Raw genomic sequence first — 20,333 nt, 5'->3', positions numbered from 1 at the left:
ACTCCTGCTTAGACAGACGAAGCGACACATGTACAAAGGATTGACTCGCGCCGCCGGCGCAATCGTGGCCCTCGTAGCCCTCTACAGCCTGCTCGGCTTTCTCATTCTTCCCGGTGTCGCGCTGCGCGTCGCCAACCAGCAGTTGGCCCAGTACGCGACCGTGCCGGCCCACCTCGAGCGGATCGAACTCAACCCCTTCAGCCTCGAACTGACGCTGTGGGGCCTGCAGATCGGTGAGCCGGGCAAGGAGCAGGTCGGTTTCGAGCGGTTGTACGCCAACCTCTCGCTCGACAGCCTGTGGACCAAAGCCCTGCACCTGGAAGCCGTGGAACTTGAGAAACCCCGCAACGAGGTGCTGTTCGCCAAGGACGGTACCCTCAACCTGACCAGGTTGTTCAAGCTGCCCGCCAGTGAAGCCAAACCCGACGAGCCGCCCAGCGATCCGTTCCCGCTACGCATTGGCAGCATCAAGCTGGTCGATGGCTACCTGCACTTCGAGGACCAGCGCCCCAGCGAGCCGATCGAGTTCCTGTACGACAACATGAACCTGGAGCTGAAAAACCTCAGCACCCTGCCCAACGACAATGCCGACATGACGCTGGTGGCCAACGGCCCCAACGGTGGCCGGGTCGACTGGAAAGGCACCTTGAGCCTGTCGCCGATCGCCTCCGAAGGCACCCTGAAAGTCACCGACGCCAAGATGAAGCTGTTCTGGCCCTACGTACGCGATGCCGTGCCACTGGTGCTGGAAGACGGCGTGGTCAGCCTCGATACGCATTACAAGCTCAACCTCGCCAAACAGACCGAACTGCTGCTGGATAACGCCTCCCTGCGCATCGCGCCATTCGCCATCAAGGCACCGGACGGCCGCCCGTTGGCGCGCCTGGCCAGCCTGGATGTGAGCGAAACCTCCGTCGACCTGGTCAAGCAAGTGGTCAGCGTGGGCAAGATCCGCAGCGAAAAACTGGAAACCTGGGCGGCGCTGGAAAAAGACGGCCAGCTCGACTGGCAGAAGCTGTTCGCCAGCCAACCGGCCAAAGCCACGCCGAAGGAAAAGGCCGAGCCTGCCGCCGCCGAGCCTACGCCTGAAGAGAAAGCCGCCAAGGAGCCCGGCAAGCCTTGGCAAGTGCTGCTCAAGGACGTGCAACTGCGCAACTACCTGGTGCACCTGGCAGACCGCAGCCAGAAAGAACCGGTCGCCCTGGACATCGGCCCGCTCAACGCCGACCTGCAAGGTTTCGACAGCCTCAACCAGTCGCCCTTCACCCTCAAACTCGATACCGGCGTAGGCAGGCAGGGCAAGCTGCAGGCGGCTGGCCAGGTCAACCTGGCGCCGATATGGGCCAAGCTGGATGTGAGCACCCGCGACATCGACCTGCGCGTTGCCCAGCCCTACATCAGCCCGTTCATCCTGCTGGAGCTGCGCAGCGGCATGCTCTCCAGCGACCTCAAGGTCGACCTGAAGAACACCGCGCCGCTGGCTTTCAACGTGACCGGCAAGGCGCAGGTCAACCAGTTGCATACCCTCGACACCATCAAGAGCCGCGACTTCGTCAAATGGCAGCAGGTGGATGTTGACGGCTTGTCCTACGTTCACGGCGATGCGCTGTCGATAGACAAAGTGACCCTGCTGCAGCCCTATGCGCGTTTCATCATCAACGAAGACCGCACCACCAACGTCAACGACCTGCTGATCCCGCAACCGGCCGGCGCCCCGGCGAGCAGCCAGGCCAAACCGACCTCGGCCAGCAGCGACAAGCCGCTGGGCATCCACATCGGCCAGATCGACATCAAAGACGGCTCGGCCAACTTTGCCGACCTGTCGCTCACCCCCAACTTCGCCACGGCCGCGCAGCAGCTCAATGGCCAGATCGGTACCATCGACAACCGCAAGCCGGTGCCGGCCAAGGTCGATATCAAGGGCAAGGTCGACCGCTACGCACCGGTGACCATCAAGGGCGCCCTCAACCCGTTCAACCCGCTTGCCAGCCTGGACATCGCCACCAGCTTCAAGCGCGTCGAGCTGACCACGTTGACGCCCTACTCCGGCAAGTTTGCCGGCTTCCGCATCCGCAAGGGCCGGCTCAACCTCGACCTGCACTACCTGATTACCAACGGCCAGCTCAAGGCCGAGAACAAGGTGGTGGTGGAGCAGCTGCAACTGGGCGAGAAAGTCGACAGCCCGGACGCGGTCGACCTGCCGATCCGCCTGGCAGTGGCGCTGCTGAAGGATACCGAGGGCAAGATCTCGATCGAGCTGCCGGTGACCGGCGACCTAAACAACCCGCAATTCAGCGTGATGCCGATTGTGTGGCAAACCCTGCGCAACCTGGTGCTGCGCGCGGCTCAGGCGCCGTTCAAGTTCATTGGCGGGCTGATTACCGGCGGTGGCTCGGAAGACCTGGGTAACGTGGCCTTCGCCCCGGGCTCCAGCGAACTCACTGGCGATGCCCAGTCGTCACTGGACAAGCTGGCGTCGGCGCTGAAAGAACGCCCCGAACTGCGCCTGGAAATCGAGGGCACCAGCGCCCAGGCCAGCGACGGCCCGCTGATCGCCCAGCAACGCCTGGAGCGTGAGTACCAGGCCACCTGGTACAAGATCCTGCAGCGCCGCGGTGACAAAGTGCCGGCCAATGCCTCGATGCTGGTAGTCGACGACAGCGACAAGCCGGCAATGCTCGAAGGCATCTACCGCACTCGCCTGAAACAGCAACCGCCTGCCGAATGGGAGCAACTGGGCCGCGACGAACGCACCACCAAGCTGCGTGAGGCAGTGATCAAGTCGTGGGCAGAAAGCACTGCCCTGCTGCGTACACTGGGCCAGGAGCGGGCCAGCAGCATCAAGGATTACCTGGTGGACAAGGGCAAGCTCGAAGATGACCGGGTGTATTTCATCGACACCAGCCTGGGCCAGCCTGAAAGCGATGGCCGGGTGGTGACGCCGATGCACCTGGATGCCGAGTAGTCGTTCAGACTGACACTTACCCTTGTAGGAGCAGCCTTGTGCTGCGAAGAGGCCAGAGCTGGCAAGCACTTGTATCTGCCTGTACCGGCCTCTTCGCAGCACAAGGCTGCTCCTACAAGGTGATGTGGTTGCCTACTAGACCAACCGCTGCCCTGACACCGCCGGGTGATACAGCGGCTGCACCTTGTTCCCCGCCGGGTCCAGCAGGTGGAAGCTGCGCGCCCCGTCACCATGGTTGAATGGCCGGTCCAGCAAGGTCACGCCATGGGCCTTGAAGTACTGGTACCAGGCCTCCAGCTCCTCCACGCTGTCCACAATGAACCCGTAGTGGTCCAGGGTCTGCAAGCCGTTGGCCGCCCCTGCCCCGCGCCCCAGCGAAAGGTTGTCGTTACCACAGGTGAGGTACACCAGGTCTTCGTTGGCGCGGTTCAGCACTTGCATGCCCAGCACATCGACGTAGAAGCGTTCGCACTCCTCCAGGTTGGGCACCAGCAAGGCGATGTGGCGCAGGCCATTCAGGCGGCCGGGACGTGCAGGCAATTCAGACATTGGCGAGGCTCCATTTTTGTATACAATTCATAATCGAATTTAAAACAAAAGGAGCGACTTGTGTATAGCCTGTTCATCAAGACTCGTGTAAAGCCCGGTTGCGCGAAGGACTTTCTGGCAGCCATCACGGTCAATGCCGCCGCTTCCGTCGCCAGCGAGCCAGGCTGCCTGGTGTTCGATGTGTCGCAGGACCGGGTCGACCCGGAGCTGATCTACCTGTACGAGATCTACCGCGACGATGCCGCGTATGAAGCCCATACCCAGACCGCGCACTTTCGCGACAGCCGCCCACTGGTAGAACCGCTGATCCTGGAGCAAGAGTGCTTCGAGAGCGATGTAATCGCCCGCAACCCAGTCTACTGAGCCCCAAAAGCAAAGCCCTGGCACAAGACCAGGGCTTCGGTAGAGGTGGCCAAATCCTTATGGCCGACGGGACATCCCTTATTCGGACTTCAGGCCATCAGCCGACACGGCCTGAACGCCTTTGATTTTCTTGGCGATGGCGACTGCCATCTCTTTCTGCGAATCGGTAACGGCAACATCAGACGACAGCGACACAACGCCTTTGTTGGTTTCAACCTTGATGTCGCTGCCTGGCACGCCTTTCTCGGTCATCAGGTCAGCTTTGACCTTGGTGGTGATCCAGGTATCAGAGGTAGCTTCCTTGGCTTTGGTCACCTCACCGGCCGCCAGCGTCATGGGGGCCTGGGTGGACTGTTGGGCGAATGCCGCGTTAGCCATGGTCAGGGTCAGAGCGGTAGCAGTAGCGGCAGCAATGGCGAACTTCTTCATGTGGGTCACTCCTGTTTTTTCGAAAGGTCTGCGCCCATGTCCTGGCGGCAGGTATGAAGGTAGTTGCATGTGCTGTGCCAGCTTTGATACTCCAATTTAACCCTTATAAATCAAATAGTTAGCATACAGCCATCATTTACGCGGTCGTGCATTTTGCAATCAGCGCGGTAAACCTGCATGCAAGATGCAAGTCCGCAAAAGGTTCCCGCCACCCATAAAAAAAGGGCCCCGAAGGGCCCTTTTTCTGTTGCGGTGCAGTCGCTTAGACGCCCGAGGCCTTGGCCGCGGCAACGTCTTTGATCGACAGCTTGATACGGCCGCGGTTGTCCACGTCCAGTACCAGCACTTCAACTTCCTGGCCTTCTTTCAGGATGTCGGTGACTTTCTCGACGCGAGCATCGCTCAGCATCGAGATGTGCACCAGGCCGTCCTTGCCAGGCAGGATGTTCACGAAGGCGCCGAAGTCGACGATACGCTCAACCTTGCCCACGTAGATCTTGCCGATTTCGGCTTCGGCGGTGATGCCCAGGATGCGCTGCTTGGCAGCCTCTGCCGCTTCCTTGGTTTCGCCGAAGATCTTGATCGAGCCGTCGTCTTCGATATCGATCGAAGCTTTGGTCTCTTCACAGATGGCGCGGATGGTGGCGCCGCCTTTACCGATGACGTCACGGATCTTGTCGGTGTCGATCTTCATCGCGATCATGGTCGGGGCGTTGGCCGACAGTTCGGTACGCGACTGACCAATGATCTGGTTCATCTGGCCGAGGATGTTCAGGCGCGCTTCCAGGGCTTGGCCCAGAGCGATTTCCATGATCTCTTCGGTGATGCCGTTGATCTTGATGTCCATCTGCAGCGCGGTAACACCTTTGGCGGTACCGGCTACCTTGAAGTCCATGTCGCCCAGGTGGTCTTCGTCACCCAGGATGTCGGTCAGAACGGCAAACTTCTCGCCTTCCTTGACCAGGCCCATGGCGATACCGGCAACCGGTGCCTTCATCGGCACACCGGCGTCCATCAGCGCCAGGGAAGCACCACAGACCGAAGCCATGGAGCTGGAACCGTTGGATTCGGTGATTTCCGAAACCACGCGGATGGTGTACGGGAACACGTCAGCAGCAGGCAGCATGGCCTGGACCGAACGACGGGCCAGACGGCCGTGGCCGATTTCGCGACGGCCAGCACCGCCCATACGGCCACACTCGCCCACCGAGAACGGCGGGAAGTTGTAGTGCAGCATGAAGGGGTCTTTCTTCTCGCCTTCGAGGGTGTCCAGCAGCTGGGCGTCACGGGCAGTACCCAGGGTCGCAACGACCAGTGCCTGGGTTTCGCCACGGGTGAACAGCGCCGAACCGTGGGTCTTCGGCAGAACACCTACTTCGATGTTCAGCGGGCGAACGGTCTTGGTGTCGCGGCCGTCGATACGTGGCTTGCCGTTTACGATGTTTTCGCGAACGGTGCGGTATTCGATTTCGCCGAAGATTTCTTTCACTTCGGAAGCCGATGGCTGGCCTTCTTCACCGGAGAACTTGGCGATGGCCTGATCACGCAGCTCGCCCAGGCGCGCATAGCGGTCAGCCTTGACGGTAATGGTGTAGCCCTGCGAAACGCCCTCGCCGAATTCGGCGCGGATGGCGTTGAACAGTTCGGTGTTGGCAACGGCTGGTTTCCAGTCCCAGGTCGGCTTGGCAGCTTCGGCAGCCAGCTCTTTGACAGCCTGGATAACGGCCTGGAATTCGTCGTGGGCGAACAGTACAGCGCCCAGCATCTGGTCTTCGGTCAGCTCTTGGGCTTCCGATTCAACCATCAGTACGGCGTCGGAGGTACCGGCAACGACCATGTCCAGGCTCGAGGCAGCCAGTTGCTCGTAGGTCGGGTTCAGCAGGTAGCCGGTGCTTTCATGGAAGGCAACGCGGGCGGCGCCGATCGGGCCTTCGAACGGAATACCCGAGATGGCCAGGGCAGCCGAGGTACCGATCATCGCAGCGATGTCCGGGTCGGTCTTCTTGCTGGTGGAAACCACGGTGCAGACGACCTGCACTTCGTTCATGAAGCCTTCCGGGAACAGCGGACGGATCGGACGGTCGATCAGGCGCGAGGTCAGGGTCTCTTTCTCGGAAGGACGGCCTTCACGCTTGAAGAAACCACCTGGGATCTTGCCGGCGGCGTAGGTCTTTTCCTGGTAGTGAACCGACAGCGGGAAGAAGCCCTTGCCTGGATCAGCCTGCTTGGCGCCTACCACAGTCACCAGCACGGTGACGTCGTTGTCGACGGTAACCAGCACAGCGCCGGTTGCCTGACGGGCAATACGGCCCGTTTCGAGAGTAACGGTCGACTGACCGAACTGGAATGTCTTGATTACCGGGTTCACGGTTTCCTACCTTTTTCAGTGGCTCTGGGGGAACTGGTTTCTTGCGAATGTGTGGGCAGAACGGGGAATCGGCCCCATTGACCGTCCAGATACAACACGAGGCTGGGAGCCTGGTTGAAGAGCGGAAAACCGCTCCACTTCACCAGGCTGCCAACCTCGGAGATACGCATGGCGTGCCCATAGACAACGCTGCCAGGCAGCGCTGCCAATGCATGAGACACGCCATGCACACCACTGACCAGGCCGCTATTAGCGACGCAGGCCCAGGCGACCGATCAGGGCGCTGTAACGAGTGGTGTCTTTGCCCTTCAGGTAGTCCAGCAGCTTACGACGCTGGTTAACCATACGGATCAGGCCACGACGCGAGTGGTGGTCTTTACCGTTGGCCTTGAAGTGGCCTTGCAGCTTGTTGATGTTCGCGGTCAGCAGAGCAACCTGAACTTCCGGGCTACCAGTGTCGCCAGCGGCTTGCTGGAAGTCGGTAACGATTTGAGCTTTTTCTTCAACGCTGAGGGCCATTTGGCTTCTCCTGATAACGGATCCCGCAAGCGGGGTCCAATAGGCCAGGGACAAATCCCTGTATTAATAAGAAAGGTGTGACCGTGCCTACTGACAGCCACCCTTGATTCCGTAGGGTTCGGCCAAAGCCTCACCCTGCGGTTTCGGTCATTCCGACCGAATCAGCCGACGCGGCGCAATACGCCCGTCTTCGCTCACTTCACCGATACCGATGAAGCGCGCATTGTGATCCTGTACCCGGACCATGCCAAATTGTGGCGCGTCCGGCGCGCGTACCGCCTGCCCATGCAGCCAGTAGAACGCACTGTGCTCGGACAGGCTCACCATGGGCCAGTCCTGCAGACCGCTGTCCGAGGGCATCAGGAAGCGATCGAGCGCTTCGTTACCGCCTTCGGCATGGGCCTGTTCAAGCGCTTCGAGCGTGACCGTCTGTGCCAACGCGAAGGGCCCGGCCTGGGTCCTGCGCAGCTCGGCGACATAGGCGCCGCAACCAAGGGCCTCGCCGATATCCTCCACCAGGGTGCGGATATAGGTGCCTTTGCTGCATCCTACGGTCAACCGTGCCCGGGTGCCTTCGCACTCCAGCAACTCCAAGCGGTTAATAGTAACAGAACGCGCCTCGCGCTCCACTACCTCTCCTGCACGTGCCAGCTTGTACAACGGCTGGCCGTCACGCTTGAGCGCCGAGTACATCGGCGGTATCTGGCTGATCGGGCCACGAAAACGTGGCAGCACCGCTTCGATGTCGGCACGACCAACGGTCACTTCGCGGGTCTGCAGCACCTCACCTTCGGCATCGCCGGTGTTGGTAGTCTGCCCCATCTGCATGACGGTTTCGTAGCCCTTGTCGGAATCGAGCAGGTACTGCGAAAACTTGGTCGCCTCGCCGAAGCACAGCGGCAGCACGCCGGTTGCCAACGGGTCGAGGCTACCGGTGTGGCCGGCCTTTTCCGCGTTGAGCAGCCAGCGCACTTTTTGCAGGGCGGCGTTGGACGTGAAGCCCAAAGGCTTGTCGAGCAGGATGATGCCGCTGACATTGCGGCGGATACGTTTGACCTGGGCCACCGCTTACTCCTTGGTGTCCAGCTCGTCGGTATCCTTGTGCAGGCGGTCTTCGGCCACTGCACGCTCGATCAGCGCCGACAGGTGCACACCGCGGCTGACGCTTTCATCGAAGTGGAAGTGCAACTGCGGCACGCTGCGCAGCTGCATCGAGCGGCCCAGGTGCAGACGCAGGAAGCTGGCAGCACTGTTCAGTGCCTTCAACGACTGCTTCACGGCGTCTGGCGTTTCCTCGCCCATGACGGTGATGAACACCTTGGCATGGCCCAGGTCACGGCTGACGTCCACGGCGGTGATGGTGACCAGACCGACACGTGGATCCTTGACTTCGCGACGGATCAGCTCGGCCAGCTCGCGCTGCATCTGATCGCCGATACGTTGGGTACGGCTGTATTCTTTGGCCATTCTTGCTACCTGTAACTTAAAGCGGCAAACGCCCGGTCAGACGAATGCCTGACCGGGCGCTACCTGAAGAGGTGCCGCAAACCGCCCTGTAGCGGGCGTTTGCGGCTAGCTCGCCCTTAGAGGGTACGAGCCACCTGGACTTTCTCGAACACTTCGATCTTGTCACCGACCTTGACGTCGTTGTAGCTCTTGACGCCAATACCGCACTCCATGCCGTTACGCACTTCGGCGGCGTCGTCCTTGAAGCGACGCAGCGATTCCAGCTCGCCTTCGAAGATAACCACGTCTTCGCGCAGTACGCGGATCGGACGGTTACGGTACACGGTACCCTCGATGACCATACAGCCAGCGATGGCGCCGAACTTCGGCGAACGGAACACGTCACGTACTTCGGCGACACCCAGGATGTTCTCGCGAACATCGCTGCCGAGCATGCCGGTCAGGGCCTTCTTGACGTCTTCGATGATGTCGTAGATCACGTTGTAGTAACGCATATCCAGACCTTCCTGCTCGACGATCTTGCGCGCGCCGGCATCGGCACGCACGTTGAAGCCGAACAGTACTGCATTCGAAGCCAGCGCCAGGTTGGCGTCGCTCTCGGTGATACCACCGACGCCGCCACCGATCACACGGACCTGCACTTCGTCGTTGCCCAGACCGCCGAGCGAACCGTTGAGCGCCTCGAGCGAACCGCGAACATCGGTCTTGAGAACGATGTTGAGGGTTTTCTTCTCGGCCTGGCCCATGTTCTCGAAGATGTTTTCCAGCTTGCCGGCGTGAGCACGGGCCAGCTTGACCTCGCGGTACTTGCCTTGACGGAACAGGGCAACTTCGCGGGCTTTCTTCTCGTCGGCCACTACCGACAGCTCGTCACCGGCTTCCGGCGTGCCATCCAGGCCGAGGATCTCGACCGGGATCGACGGGCCAGCTTCCTTCACAGGCTTGCCGTTCTCGTCGAGCATGGCGCGAACGCGGCCATAGTTGGAGCCGCACAGGACCATGTCGCCCTGACGCAGCGTACCGTCCTGAACCAGGATGGTAGCAACCGGACCACGGCCCTTGTCGAGGCGCGATTCAACCACGACACCACGGCCTGGGGCGGTCGGCGTAGCGGTCAGTTCGAGAACCTCGGCCTGCAGCAGGACGGCTTCGAGCAGTTCGTCGACACCGGTACCCATCTTCGCCGAAACCTTGACGAACGGCGTGTCACCACCCCATTCCTCGGAGGTAACGCCTTCGACGGACAGTTCGTTGCGGATACGATCGAGGTCAGCACCTGGCTTGTCGATCTTGTTCACCGCGACCACCAGCGGAACGCCAGCTGCCTTGGCATGCTGAACGGCCTCGCGGGTTTGCGGCATCACGCCGTCGTCCGCCGCCACCACCAGGATGACGATGTCGGTCGCCTTGGCACCACGTGCACGCATCTGAGTGAAAGCTGCGTGGCCCGGGGTGTCGAGGAAGGTGACCATGCCGCGGTCGGTTTCGACGTGGTAGGCACCGATGTGCTGGGTGATACCACCGGCTTCGCCAGCGGCAACCTTGGCACGACGGATGTAGTCGAGCAGCGAGGTCTTACCATGGTCAACGTGACCCATGACAGTCACCACCGGCGCACGCGACTCGGACTGGCCTTCGAATTTCAGCGATTCGGCCAGGGAGTCTTCCAGGGCGCTATCGCTGACCAGGGTGACCTTGTGGCCCAGCTCTTCTGCGATCAGCTGAGCGGTTTCCTGGTCAAGTACCTGGTTGATGGTAACCGGGGTGCCCATCTTGAACATGAACTTGACAACTTCGGCGCCCTTGACGGACATCTGGTTGGCCAGTTCGGAGACCGTGATGGTCTCGCCGATGGTCACGTCACGAATGACGGGGCCGGTCGGGTTCTGGAAGCCGTGCTGATTACGCTTCTTCAGCTTGCCCTTGCCACCACGACCGCGACGAGCGCCATCGCTCTCTTCGTCGGTGGTACGCGGAGCAGCACGCGGAGTCGGCGCCTTTTCCTTTTCCTTCACCTTGACCTTGATCGAAACACGAGGCGCCTCGCCACGACGACGATCGTCATCGCGAGTACGGCTTTCGTTGCGACGGGTCTCGTCCTTCTTGCGCTCGGCAGCACGGGCTGCAGCGTCTTCGGAGGCCGGGGCGTCGGCGACTACCGGAGCCGGGGCAGCGGCAGGAGCCGGCTCTGGCTTGGCGGCAGGCGCAGGAGCGGCTACAGCAGAGTCGGCTGCCTGACGGCGGGCCTGATCTTCGTTGCGCTGGCGGACTTCGGCATCAACCTTGTCACGAACGGCGTTTTCAGCCGCGCGGCGCTCTTCCACTTCACGCTTCTGCTCAGCCTGGACTTCTTCCGGGCTGCGCTGCACGAATACTTTCTTCTTGCGTACTTCTACGCTAATGCTCTTGCTACCGGCGACACGCAGGGTGCTGGTGGTTTTGCGCTGCAAGGTAATCTTGCGCGGCTCTTCCGCCTTGCTCTTGTGGCTGCTTTTCAAATGAGTCAGCAGGGTCTGCTTCTCATTGTCGGTCACTACCTGACCGGCGTCGGTGTGCGGCAGACCTGCCTCACGCATCTGCTGCAGCAGGCGCTCTACCGGTGCCTCGACCTCTTGGGCCAGTTCTTTCACCGTGACTTGCGTCATGCACTTCTCTCCTCAGGCCGCGCCTAATTACTCGAACCAATGGGCTCGGGCGGCCATGATCAACTTGCCGGCACGCTCTTCGTCGATGCCGTCGATGTCGAGCAGATCGTCGATCGACTGCTCGGCCAGGTCTTCGCGGTTAACCACGCCGCGCACCGCCAGTTCAGCCGCCAGGTCCTTGTCCATACCCTCAAGAGAGAGCAGGTCTTCGGCCGGGTGGGCGTCTGCCAGTTTTTCTTCGGTAGCGATGGCCTTGGTCAACAAACGGTCCTTGGCTCGAGCGCGGAGCTCATTGACGATATCTTCGTCAAAGCCATCGATGTTGAGCATTTCTTCCAACGGTACGTAGGCAATTTCTTCGAGGCTGGTGAAGCCTTCGTCGACCAGCACTTGGGCCAGCTCCTCGTCGACTTCCAGTTCATCGATGAAATTGCGCAGGATGTCACCGGTTTCGGCCTGCTGCTTGGCCTGAATGTCCTTCTCGGTCATCACGTTCAGGGTCCAGCCGGTCAACTGACTGGCAAGACGAACGTTCTGACCGCCACGGCCAATGGCCTGGGCCAGGTTATCCTCGGCGACGGCGATGTCCATGGCATGGGCATCTTCATCAACGATGATCGCCGCGACTTCAGCCGGCGACATGGCGTTGATGACGAACTGCGCCGGGTTATCGTCCCACAGGACGATATCCACACGCTCACCACCCAACTCCCCGGATACAGCTTGGACGCGCGAACCACGCATGCCGATACAGGCGCCTTGCGGGTCGATGCGCTTGTCCTTGGAGCGGACGGCGATCTTGGCTCGCGAACCCGGATCACGGGAGGCAGCCATGACTTCAATGAGGCCCTCGGCAATTTCCGGCACTTCAATGCGGAAAAGCTCGATCAGCATCTGTGGCGCGGTGCGCGACAGGATCAGCTGAGGACCACGGTTTTCAGTGCGAATTTCCTTGAGCAGTGCACGCAGGCGCACACCCACACGGAAGGTTTCACGCGGAATGATATCTTCGCGGGCCAGCAAGGCCTCGGCGTTGTTGCCCAGGTCAACGATGACGTTGTCGCGGGTAACTTTTTTAACGGTACCGGAAATGATCTCGCCTACGCGTTCGCGGTAGGCATCGACCACCTGGGCACGCTCGGCCTCACGGACCTTCTGTACGATGACCTGCTTGGCGGTCTGGGCGGCGATACGACCGAACTCGATGGACTCGATCTTCTCCTCGATCACGTCACCAATCTTGGCTTCCGGATGAGTGTCCTTGATCTTGTCCAGCCAGGTTTCGATCGCCGGATCATCAAGGTCGGCTTCATCGACCACGGTCCAGCGACGGAAGGTCTCGTAGCTACCGGTGTGACGGTTGATTTCCACACGCAGATCGACTTCATCTTCAAAACGTTTTTTGGTCGCAGTGGCCAGGGCCACTTCCAGCGCTTCGAAAATGACGCCGGGCGGTACACCTTTTTCGTTGGATACCGATTCAACAACCAGCAGTACTTCTTTGCTCATCGTACGCCTCGCCTTGCGCAAGCCATTGGGCCCGGATAGTCCGCCGGGCCCGGCACGTCTCAGTCAAAACTGGGAATAATATTGGCCTTGTCGATCGAGTCGATCGGCAACAGGAACTCTTGATCGTCCACCTGGACCACCACATCCTGCTCCTCCACACCGCGGAGAAGGCCCTGGAAGTTACGACGACCCTCGAAGGGTGAGCGCAGCTTGATCTTCACTTGTTCGCCGGCATGCGAGGCAAACTGTTCAAGCGTGAACAGCGGGCGTTCCATGCCAGGAGAAGAAACCTCTAGGGTATATTCAGAGCTGATCGGATCTTCCACATCGAGAACGCTGCTGACCTGACGGCTGACTTCTGCGCAGTCGTCCACCAGAATCCCGCCTTCCTTGTCGATGTAGACACGTAATACCGAATGCTTGCCCTGGGAGACGAATTCAATCCCCCAGCATTCGAAGCCCAGCCCCGTGACCACCGGGGCCAACAAGGCCTGCAACTGTTCTAGCTTGCTCGACACCTGAACCCCCTCGTGCATGCTGTGCAAATGAAAAATGGGCGAAGCGCCCATCCCTGAAAGCGCCGTTGGACAACGACGCCGAAAACTGTTCGGTTAGCAAAAAGCCCCTGAAAAGGGGCTCCGCTGAAGCTGGTTGCGGGGGCTGGATTTGAACCAACGACCTTCGGGTTATGAGCCCGACGAGCTACCAAGCTGCTCCACCCCGCGACAAAGCTGGGGCGAAAGTATAAGACCGAACCCCATTGAGGGTCAAATCCAAACGTTCACCTACAAGAAAGCCCGCTAAAGCGGGCTCTCAAGCTTCAATTGGTACCGAGAAGGGGACTCGAACCCCTACACCCTATGGGCACAACCACCTCAAGGTTGCGTGTCTACCAATTCCACCACCTCGGCAATACTACTATTTGAAACCCGTTACTTCTGCTCTTGAGCCGGAGGAGGTACATCACCGGTATTATTGGTGGTTTCGCTCTTCTGCTGTTGGAGCACCGGTACATCATCATTAACTGCCGGCTTCTGCTGCTCTTTCACTTCTAGCACTGCTGGATCTGGAAGACCTGCTTGGCTAAGCTGGTGAGCTTGTTGCTTCGCGAAGTATCCTAACCCAAGTGCTGTCAAAAAGAAAGTGGCAGCGAGTATAGCAGTGAATTTACTTAGGAACGTTGCAGAGCCCTGGCTCCCGAACACGGTATTTGAAGCACCCGCGCCGAAAGATGCACCTGCTTCGGCACCCTTACCCTGTTGCAACAGTACCAGCACTACAAGCGACAGCGCTGCCAACAGATGAAAAACAACGATGACTGTTTCCAGCATTTGTTCAGTTTCCTGCGGCGCGACAAATTGCACCGAATTCGTCTGCGTTCAGGGAAGCCCCACCAATGAGACCCCCATCGATATCCGGCATGCCGAACAGTTCGGCCGCATTGGCCGCCTTCACGCTGCCGCCGTAGAGCAGCTGCACCTTCGCAGCTACTTCAGCATCTTCTGCCGCCAGCTGGCCGCGGATGGCGGCGTGCACATCCTGGGCCTGCTGTGGCGTGGCCGTCAGGCCGGTGCCGATGGCCCATACAGGCTCATAGGCAATTACTGCATTGGCAAAAGCCTTAACACCGAATGCTTCGATGATACTGCTTAGTTGACGCCCGACAACTTCAAGCGTTTTGCCTGACTCGCGCTCTTCAAGGGTTTCCCCGATGCAAAGCACTGGCTTCAAACCTTTGGCCTGGGCCGCTGCAAACTTGCGATTGAGCACTTCGTCGGTTTCACCAATGATCTGGCGACGCTCCGAGTGACCAATCAACACCAACTTGCAACCTGCTTCAACCAGCTGATCCGGAGCAACTTCCCCGGTCAGCGCACCCTGTTCGGGTTGTACAGCAGAATTCTGTGCGCCGACAGTTATTTCTTTACCTGCCAGGCCATCAATCACCTGATTGATGAACAAAGCCGGTGGAAACACCGCGACTTCCACTCCGCTCGGCAGGGCGAGATTGCTCAAGCCTTCGGTCAGCTCAGCGACGCTAGCGCGGGTACCGTGCATCTTCCAGTTACCAGCTACCATAGGGCGACGCATGCTTTACCTCGTCGGTCAAAGTGGGCGCAGATCTTACCCAACCAGATCTGCGCTGGCAAGCGCCTTCAGACACAAACTTCGCCTACCAGTTTGGCCAACGCTTCAGCGTGCGTGCGCACCTGGCTTTCGTCTTCGCCCTCGACCATGACCCGCACCAGCGGCTCGGTACCGGACTTGCGCAACAGAACACGGCCGCGACCAGCCAAGGCTTCGGTCACATTGGCACTGGCTTCCTTGACTGCAGGGTGCTCCAGCGGATCGACCTTGCTCGCGCCGAAGCGCACGTTGATCAGCACCTGCGGGCACTTGCGCAGGGCCTGACGGGCCTGCGCGAGGGTTTCGCCACGGCGCTTGAGCGCCATTAGCACCTGCAGCGCGGCAATGATCGCATCACCGGTGGTGGTGTGGTTGCAGCACACGACGTGGCCGGAGTTTTCACCACCGACCAGCCACTCACGCTCCAGCAGTTCGGCCATGACGTAACGGTCGCCGACCTTGGCCCGCACGAACGGGATATCCAGGTCCTTCAGCGCAAGCTCAAGGCCCAGGTTGCTCATCAGCGTACCCACTACCCCGCCCTGCAGCTTGCCACGGTCGTGCAGGTCGCGGGCAATGATGAACAGCAGCTCGTCACCGTCGACGATGGCGCCGGTGTGGTCGACCATCAACACGCGATCGCCATCACCGTCGAAGGCAATGCCGAGGTCGGCATGGCCAACCAGTACGGCGGCCTGCAGCGATTCGATATGGGTCGAGCCACAACCTTCGTTGATGTTCAGGCCGTCCGGCTGGGCATGCAGCACGGTCACGTCAGCACCCAGCTCGCGGAACACGCTTGGCGCGACCTTGTACGTGGCACCGTGGGCACAATCGACCACAAGCTTCAGGCCATCGAAGCTGGTGCTGCTAGGCACGCTGCTCTTGCAGAATTCGATGTAGCGGCCGGCAGCATCGTTGATGCGCGAAACCTTGCCCAGCTTGCCCGAATCGACAACCGTCATCGGCTGGTCGAGCAGCTCTTCGATCATCAGCTCGACTTCGTCCGGCAGCTTGGTGCCCTGGCCCGAGAAGAACTTGATGCCGTTGTCTTCGTGCGGGTTGTGCGAAGCACTGATGACAATACCCGCCTGGGCATGGAAGGTGCGTGTCAGGTAGGCAATGGCCGGCGTAGGCATTGGCCCCAGCAGCATGACGTCGGCACCTGCCGCGGCCAGACCGGCTTCGAGTGCGGACTCGAACATGTAGCCGGAGATACGCGTGTCCTTGCCCACCAGCACGCGGCAATGCCCCTGCTTGCGGAAGGCCATGCCGGCCGCCCAGCCAAGTTTCAGCATGAAGTCAGGCGTGATCGGGAATTCGCCGACGCGGCCACGAATGCCGTCGGTACCAAAGTATTTTCTGCTCATAGGGACTCCAATGCTCTTATTCGGCGTTTTGTACCGCAGCGATCATGCGCACCACATCGACAGTTTCGGCCACGTCATGGACACGAAGGATGCTCGCCCCCTTGGTCATGGCCAACGCTGCCAGCGCAAGGCTGCCGTACAAGCGCTCGCCGACCGGACGTTCCAGCGTCAGGCCGATCATGCTCTTTCGTGAAACGCCCACCAGCAGCGGGCGCCCAAGGCGATAGAGCGCTTCCATGTGCTTGAACAGGCTCAGGTTGTGCGCCAGTGTCTTGGCGAAACCAAAGCCTGGGTCAAGGATGATTCTGTTCGCGTCGATGCCCGCTGCAGCGCAGGCGGCCATCCGCTGTTCAAGGTAACGCGTAACGTCGGCTGTCACATCTTCGTAATGCGGGTCGTCCTGCATGTTACCCGGCTCGCCGCGCATGTGCATGAGGCACACCGGCAGCCCGGTATCCGCAGCGGCGTCCAGGGCGCCATCACGCTCCAGGCCCCGGACATCATTGATCAGCCCGGCACCGAGGCGCGCCGATTCACGCATGACGGCAGGCGTCGAGGTATCGACCGAAATGACCACGTCGAGGCGACTGTTGATTGCCTCGACCATCGGCGCCACACGCTCCAGCTCCTCGGTCACCGATACCGCCCGAGCGCCGGGGCGCGTGGACTCACCGCCGATGTCGATCAGCGTGGCGCCAGCAGCAGCCATCGCTTCGGCATGGCGCAGGGCCTCGTCGCGCTGACTGAAGCGGCCGCCATCGGAGAAGGAATCGGGGGTGATATTGAGAATACCCATGACATGGGTACGCGACAAATCAAGAACCCGGTTGCCGCAAGGCAACCGGGTCGGGTACTGCACTGAGCTCATAGACGCCCTTAGATTTGAGCGGCCGGGCCGCCAATTGGCGATTCAGGGCGATCATCCTGGGCAGCAGGAGTGCCCGAATGCTTGTCATCGTCCCAGTCACGCGGTTCGCGTGGCGTACGGCCAGCCATGATGTCATCGATCTGATCGGCATCAATGGTCTCATACTTCATCAGTGCCTCGGTCATCGCTTCGAGCTTGTCGCGATTCTCGATCAGCAGCTGCTTGGCAGTGGCGTAGCACTGGTCGATGATGCTGCGCACTTCGGAGTCGATCAGCTTGGCAGTCTCGCCGGACACACTGGCGTGCTGGCTGCCGGCGCTGCGGCCGAGGAACACTTCACCCTCTTCTTCTGCGTACATCAGCGGGCCGAGCTTTTCCGACAAGCCCCACTTGGTGACCATGTTGCGAGCGATCTGGCTGGCCCGCATGATGTCGTTGGAAGCCCCCGTGGTGACGCCGTCAAAGCCCAGGGTCATCTCTTCGGCGATACGGCCGCCGTACAGCGAGCAGATCTGGCTGATCAGCGCACGTTTGGACAGGCTGTAGCGGTCCTCTTCCGGCAGGAACATGGTCACGCCCAGGGCGCGGCCGCGCGGGATGATGGAAACCTTGTAGACCGGGTCGTGCTCAGGTACCAGGCGACCAACGATGGCATGACCTGCCTCGTGGTAGGCCGTGTTGCGCTTTTCTTTTTCGGACATGACCATGGTCTTGCGCTCGGCGCCCATCATGATCTTGTCCTTGGCCAGTTCGAACTCTTTCATTTCGACCAGGCGCTTGTTGGAACGCGCAGCAAACAGCGAGGCTTCATTGACCAGGTTGGCCAGGTCGGCACCGGAGAAACCAGGTGTACCACGGGCAATCACAGCCGGGTTGACGTTTTCGCCAATCGGCACCTTGCGCATGTGCACCTTGAGGATCTGTTCACGACCGCGGATGTCTGGCAGGCCCACCACCACCTGGCGGTCGAAACGACCAGGACGCAGCAGTGCCGGGTCGAGTACGTCGGGACGGTTGGTGGCGGCGATGACGATGATGCCATCGTTCATTTCGAAGCCGTCCATCTCTACCAGCAACTGGTTGAGGGTTTGTTCACGCTCGTCGTGACCACCGCCCATGCCGGCGCCACGGTGGCGACCAACGGCGTCGATCTCGTCGATGAAGATGATGCACGGGGCGTGCTTCTTGGCCTGTTCGAACATGTCGCGCACACGGCTGGCACCGACACCGACGAACATCTCCACGAAGTCCGAACCGGAAATGGTGAAGAACGGTACTTTCGCTTCGCCCGCAATGGCCTTGGCCAGCAGGGTCTTACCGGTACCGGGCGGGCCGACCATCAGCACACCGCGCGGGATACGGCCACCCAGGCGCTGGAACTTGCCCGGATCACGCAGGAACTCGACCAGCTCGCCCACTTCTTCCTTGGCTTCGTCGCAACCTGCAACGTCGGCCAATGTGGTCTTGACCTGGTCTTCTGACAGCAGGCGCGCCTTGCTCTTGCCGAAACTCATCGGCCCGCCCTTGCCACCCGCACCGCCTTGCATCTGGCGCATGAAGAACATGAACACGGCAATGATCACCAGGATCGGGAAGCTGGCGACCAGCAACTGCGTCCAGATGCTCTGCTGCTCTGGCTGCTTGCCTTCGACAACCACGTGGTTGTCGACCAGGTCACCGATCAGGCCATTGTCGGTGATGGCCGGGCGCACGGTCTTGAAGTTGTCGCCGTCGGCGCGCTTGCCGGTAATGATGTAGCCGTCGACGGTCACACGCTCGACCTTGCCATCCTTGACCTGCTGGATGAAGTCGGAATAGTTGAGGGTCTGCGGCTCGTTAGGGCTGGAGAAGTTGTTCATCACTGTCACCAGGACAGCTGCGATGATCAACCACAGGATCAGATTCTTTGCCATGTCGTTCAATTCGCTACCCTCTGAGGCCGGCGCACGACGCAGCCGTGCCTCGCATGATATTCATCGCCCTAACTTACTACATTACCTACGCAGCCGCAGGCACCGTCTGTAACCCTTTGTGAAAGCTAGACTACACGAAGTTCGGACGATCCTGACGCAGCGGCCGATTGGAATTAACTATCGGCCACCCCGCTTCACACCTTTCATGCCCCTTTGAAGCCCCTGCCCAACAGGTATTGCTCACGGGACCGGTCCCGCGACGACGATGGCTTGCGCATCTGCACTTTGTCGAACTTGCTACGCACGTCCTTCAGGTACACGTCAAAACCTTCGCCCTGGAAAATCTTGATCAGGAAGTCACCGCCGGGCTTGAGCACGCGGGTCGCCAGATCGAGGGCCAGTTCGCAGAGGAACATGGCACGCGGTATGTCCACCGCGGGCGTACCACTCATATTGGGGGCCATGTCGGAAATCACAAGGTCCACGTGCGAATCGCCGACAGCCTCGAGAATGCGCTGGAGCACTTCGTCATGGGTGAAGTCGCCCTGAATGAAGGTCACATCAGCGATCGAGTCCATTTCCAGAATGTCTGAAGCGATCAACCGGCCCTGACCACCAATCAGACGACTGGTCACCTGAGACCAGCCACCGGGGGCCGCGCCGAGGTCGATGACACTCATGCCCGGGCGGATCAGACGGTCCTTTTCCTGGATCTCCAGCAGTTTGTAGCTCGCACGCGAGCGGTAGCCATCCTTCTGCGCCTGCTTCACAAAAGGGTCGTTAAAATGCTCTCGCAGCCAGTTTGCGCTGCTTTTGGAACGTTGTACCACGGGGCACCTCGATGATATGCGTCGTGATTGACTGGGCGGAGCCGGTGGCCCTCGGGTAAAATGCCGGTCAATTTTACAGAATCAGACGGAAAGGGTCAGATTATGCCGCTCAATAACGAGCAGAAGAAGCAGTACAAGTCCATTGGTCATGACCTGAAGCCGGTTTTGATCGTTGCTGGCAACGGTTTGAATGAAGGCGTAGTCGCCGAACTGGAACGCGCCCTGGTCGACCATGAGCTGATCAAGGTTGAAATTCGCTCGGAAGACCGCGAAGAACGTGCCGCAACCATTGCAGAACTGTGCAAGGCCGGCCGTGCCGAGCTGGTGCAGACCATCGGCAAGAAAGCGCTGATCTACCGCAAGAACCCACAGCCTAACAAGCAGCTGTCCAATATCCACCGCTACAAGTAA

At 60.2% G+C, this 20,333-nt stretch carries 18 protein-coding genes and 2 tRNA genes; 3 read left to right on the top strand and 17 right to left on the bottom strand.

The window, feature by feature from the left end:
- The first annotated feature begins 28 nt into the window (after positions 1-28).
- Positions 29-2,965: a DUF748 domain-containing protein gene (locus ABOC32_RS06950; RefSeq protein WP_426810529.1), complete on the top strand. Its 2,937-nt coding sequence runs from the start codon at positions 29-31 to the stop codon at positions 2,963-2,965.
- Positions 2,966-3,100: 135 nt separating this feature from the next.
- Here the strand turns inward: ABOC32_RS06950 and ABOC32_RS06945 are convergent, their stop codons facing one another.
- Positions 3,101-3,514: a VOC family protein gene (locus tag ABOC32_RS06945; RefSeq protein WP_410481034.1), complete on the bottom strand. Its 414-nt coding sequence runs from the start codon at positions 3,512-3,514 to the stop codon at positions 3,101-3,103.
- A 60-nt stretch (positions 3,515-3,574) separates the two neighbouring features.
- Here ABOC32_RS06945 and ABOC32_RS06940 point away from each other — a divergent pair, with 60 nt between their 5' ends.
- Positions 3,575-3,877 carry a putative quinol monooxygenase gene (locus ABOC32_RS06940; RefSeq protein WP_426810528.1) on the top strand — a complete coding sequence of 101 codons (303 nt, stop codon included), beginning with the start codon at positions 3,575-3,577 and terminating at the stop codon, positions 3,875-3,877.
- A gap of 78 nt (positions 3,878-3,955) precedes the next feature.
- Here the strand turns inward: ABOC32_RS06940 and ABOC32_RS06935 are convergent, their stop codons facing one another.
- The 16 genes from ABOC32_RS06935 to rlmE form a co-directional block, all read right to left on the bottom strand.
- Positions 3,956-4,306, bottom strand: coding sequence for a BON domain-containing protein (locus ABOC32_RS06935; protein ID WP_086977097.1), 351 nt, complete (start codon positions 4,304-4,306; stop codon positions 3,956-3,958).
- A 262-nt stretch (positions 4,307-4,568) separates the two neighbouring features.
- Positions 4,569-6,674 (bottom strand): polyribonucleotide nucleotidyltransferase, encoded by a 2,106-nt coding sequence (gene pnp / locus ABOC32_RS06930; protein ID WP_043202562.1) that lies wholly within the window; start codon positions 6,672-6,674, stop codon positions 4,569-4,571.
- Positions 6,675-6,923: 249 nt separating this feature from the next.
- Positions 6,924-7,193, bottom strand: coding sequence for a 30S ribosomal protein S15 (gene rpsO / locus ABOC32_RS06925; protein ID WP_012274241.1), 270 nt, complete (start codon positions 7,191-7,193; stop codon positions 6,924-6,926).
- Between the two features lie 147 nt (positions 7,194-7,340).
- Entirely contained in the window at positions 7,341-8,258 is a 918-nt protein-coding gene (gene truB / locus ABOC32_RS06920) for a tRNA pseudouridine(55) synthase TruB (RefSeq protein ID WP_016501634.1), read from the bottom strand.
- Positions 8,259-8,261: 3 nt separating this feature from the next.
- Positions 8,262-8,660 (bottom strand): 30S ribosome-binding factor RbfA, encoded by a 399-nt coding sequence (rbfA, locus tag ABOC32_RS06915; protein ID WP_016489165.1) that lies wholly within the window; start codon positions 8,658-8,660, stop codon positions 8,262-8,264.
- Positions 8,661-8,776: 116 nt separating this feature from the next.
- Positions 8,777-11,305, bottom strand: a complete 2,529-nt coding sequence (infB, locus tag ABOC32_RS06910) for a translation initiation factor IF-2 (protein ID WP_086977099.1) — start codon at positions 11,303-11,305, stop codon at positions 8,777-8,779.
- Between the two features lie 27 nt (positions 11,306-11,332).
- Positions 11,333-12,814 carry a transcription termination factor NusA gene (gene nusA / locus ABOC32_RS06905; RefSeq protein WP_016489167.1) on the bottom strand — a complete coding sequence of 494 codons (1,482 nt, stop codon included), beginning with the start codon at positions 12,812-12,814 and terminating at the stop codon, positions 11,333-11,335.
- Between the two features lie 59 nt (positions 12,815-12,873).
- A complete protein-coding gene (gene rimP / locus ABOC32_RS06900; RefSeq protein WP_033702568.1) occupies positions 12,874-13,332 on the bottom strand; it encodes a ribosome maturation factor RimP in 459 nt (152 codons plus the stop codon).
- Positions 13,333-13,462: 130 nt separating this feature from the next.
- Positions 13,463-13,539 (bottom strand) — tRNA-Met (locus ABOC32_RS06895).
- Between the two features lie 100 nt (positions 13,540-13,639).
- Positions 13,640-13,725, bottom strand: a tRNA-Leu gene (locus ABOC32_RS06890).
- 21 nt (positions 13,726-13,746) lie between these two features.
- Entirely contained in the window at positions 13,747-14,145 is a 399-nt protein-coding gene (secG, locus tag ABOC32_RS06885; protein ID WP_043202565.1) for a preprotein translocase subunit SecG, read from the bottom strand.
- Between the two features lie 4 nt (positions 14,146-14,149).
- A complete protein-coding gene (gene tpiA, locus ABOC32_RS06880) occupies positions 14,150-14,905 on the bottom strand; it encodes a triose-phosphate isomerase (RefSeq protein WP_426810527.1) in 756 nt (251 codons plus the stop codon).
- A 65-nt stretch (positions 14,906-14,970) separates the two neighbouring features.
- Positions 14,971-16,311, bottom strand: a complete 1,341-nt coding sequence (gene glmM / locus ABOC32_RS06875) for a phosphoglucosamine mutase (RefSeq protein WP_426810526.1) — start codon at positions 16,309-16,311, stop codon at positions 14,971-14,973.
- A gap of 16 nt (positions 16,312-16,327) precedes the next feature.
- On the bottom strand, positions 16,328-17,179 hold the full coding sequence (gene folP, locus ABOC32_RS06870; protein ID WP_426810525.1) for a dihydropteroate synthase: 852 nt from the start codon (positions 17,177-17,179) through the stop codon (positions 16,328-16,330).
- An 8-nt stretch (positions 17,180-17,187) separates the two neighbouring features.
- Positions 17,188-19,092 (bottom strand): ATP-dependent zinc metalloprotease FtsH, encoded by a 1,905-nt coding sequence (gene ftsH / locus ABOC32_RS06865; RefSeq protein WP_426810524.1) that lies wholly within the window; start codon positions 19,090-19,092, stop codon positions 17,188-17,190.
- 203 nt (positions 19,093-19,295) lie between these two features.
- The gene (gene rlmE / locus ABOC32_RS06860; RefSeq protein ID WP_012274251.1) at positions 19,296-19,922 is read right to left on the bottom strand and encodes a 23S rRNA (uridine(2552)-2'-O)-methyltransferase RlmE; all 627 of its coding nucleotides are present in this window, start codon (positions 19,920-19,922) and stop codon (positions 19,296-19,298) included.
- A gap of 102 nt (positions 19,923-20,024) precedes the next feature.
- Between rlmE and ABOC32_RS06855 the strand changes: the two genes are divergently transcribed.
- Positions 20,025-20,333 carry a YhbY family RNA-binding protein gene (locus ABOC32_RS06855; protein WP_016489174.1) on the top strand — a complete coding sequence of 103 codons (309 nt, stop codon included), beginning with the start codon at positions 20,025-20,027 and terminating at the stop codon, positions 20,331-20,333.

The sequence above is a fragment of the Pseudomonas sp. WOUb67 genome (assembly GCF_050058005.1).
GTDB lineage: Bacteria > Pseudomonadota > Gammaproteobacteria > Pseudomonadales > Pseudomonadaceae > Aquipseudomonas > Aquipseudomonas putida_R.
The sequence above is the reverse complement of the archived record's forward strand: the minus strand, read 5'-3'. Positions and strand labels throughout refer to the sequence as shown.

Bases quoted from the DNA above. Each gene is read 5' to 3' on its own strand.
- nusA (WP_016489167.1), bottom strand. From the start codon at position 12,814: ATGAGCAAAGAAGTACTGCTGGTTGTTGAATCGGTATCCAACGAAAAA.
- ABOC32_RS06950 (WP_426810529.1), top strand. From the start codon at position 29: ATGTACAAAGGATTGACTCGCGCCGCCGGCGCAATCGTGGCCCTCGTA.
- rbfA (WP_016489165.1), bottom strand. From the start codon at position 8,660: ATGGCCAAAGAATACAGCCGTACCCAACGTATCGGCGATCAGATGCAG.
- ABOC32_RS06935 (WP_086977097.1), bottom strand. From the start codon at position 4,306: ATGAAGAAGTTCGCCATTGCTGCCGCTACTGCTACCGCTCTGACCCTG.
- rpsO (WP_012274241.1), bottom strand. From the start codon at position 7,193: ATGGCCCTCAGCGTTGAAGAAAAAGCTCAAATCGTTACCGACTTCCAG.
- ABOC32_RS06945 (WP_410481034.1), bottom strand. From the start codon at position 3,514: ATGTCTGAATTGCCTGCACGTCCCGGCCGCCTGAATGGCCTGCGCCAC.
- glmM (WP_426810526.1), bottom strand. From the start codon at position 16,311: ATGAGCAGAAAATACTTTGGTACCGACGGCATTCGTGGCCGCGTCGGC.
- tpiA (WP_426810527.1), bottom strand. From the start codon at position 14,905: ATGCGTCGCCCTATGGTAGCTGGTAACTGGAAGATGCACGGTACCCGC.
- folP (WP_426810525.1), bottom strand. From the start codon at position 17,179: ATGAGCTCAGTGCAGTACCCGACCCGGTTGCCTTGCGGCAACCGGGTT.
- infB (WP_086977099.1), bottom strand. From the start codon at position 11,305: ATGACGCAAGTCACGGTGAAAGAACTGGCCCAAGAGGTCGAGGCACCG.
- ftsH (WP_426810524.1), bottom strand. From the start codon at position 19,092: ATGGCAAAGAATCTGATCCTGTGGTTGATCATCGCAGCTGTCCTGGTG.
- secG (WP_043202565.1), bottom strand. From the start codon at position 14,145: ATGCTGGAAACAGTCATCGTTGTTTTTCATCTGTTGGCAGCGCTGTCG.
- ABOC32_RS06855 (WP_016489174.1), top strand. From the start codon at position 20,025: ATGCCGCTCAATAACGAGCAGAAGAAGCAGTACAAGTCCATTGGTCAT.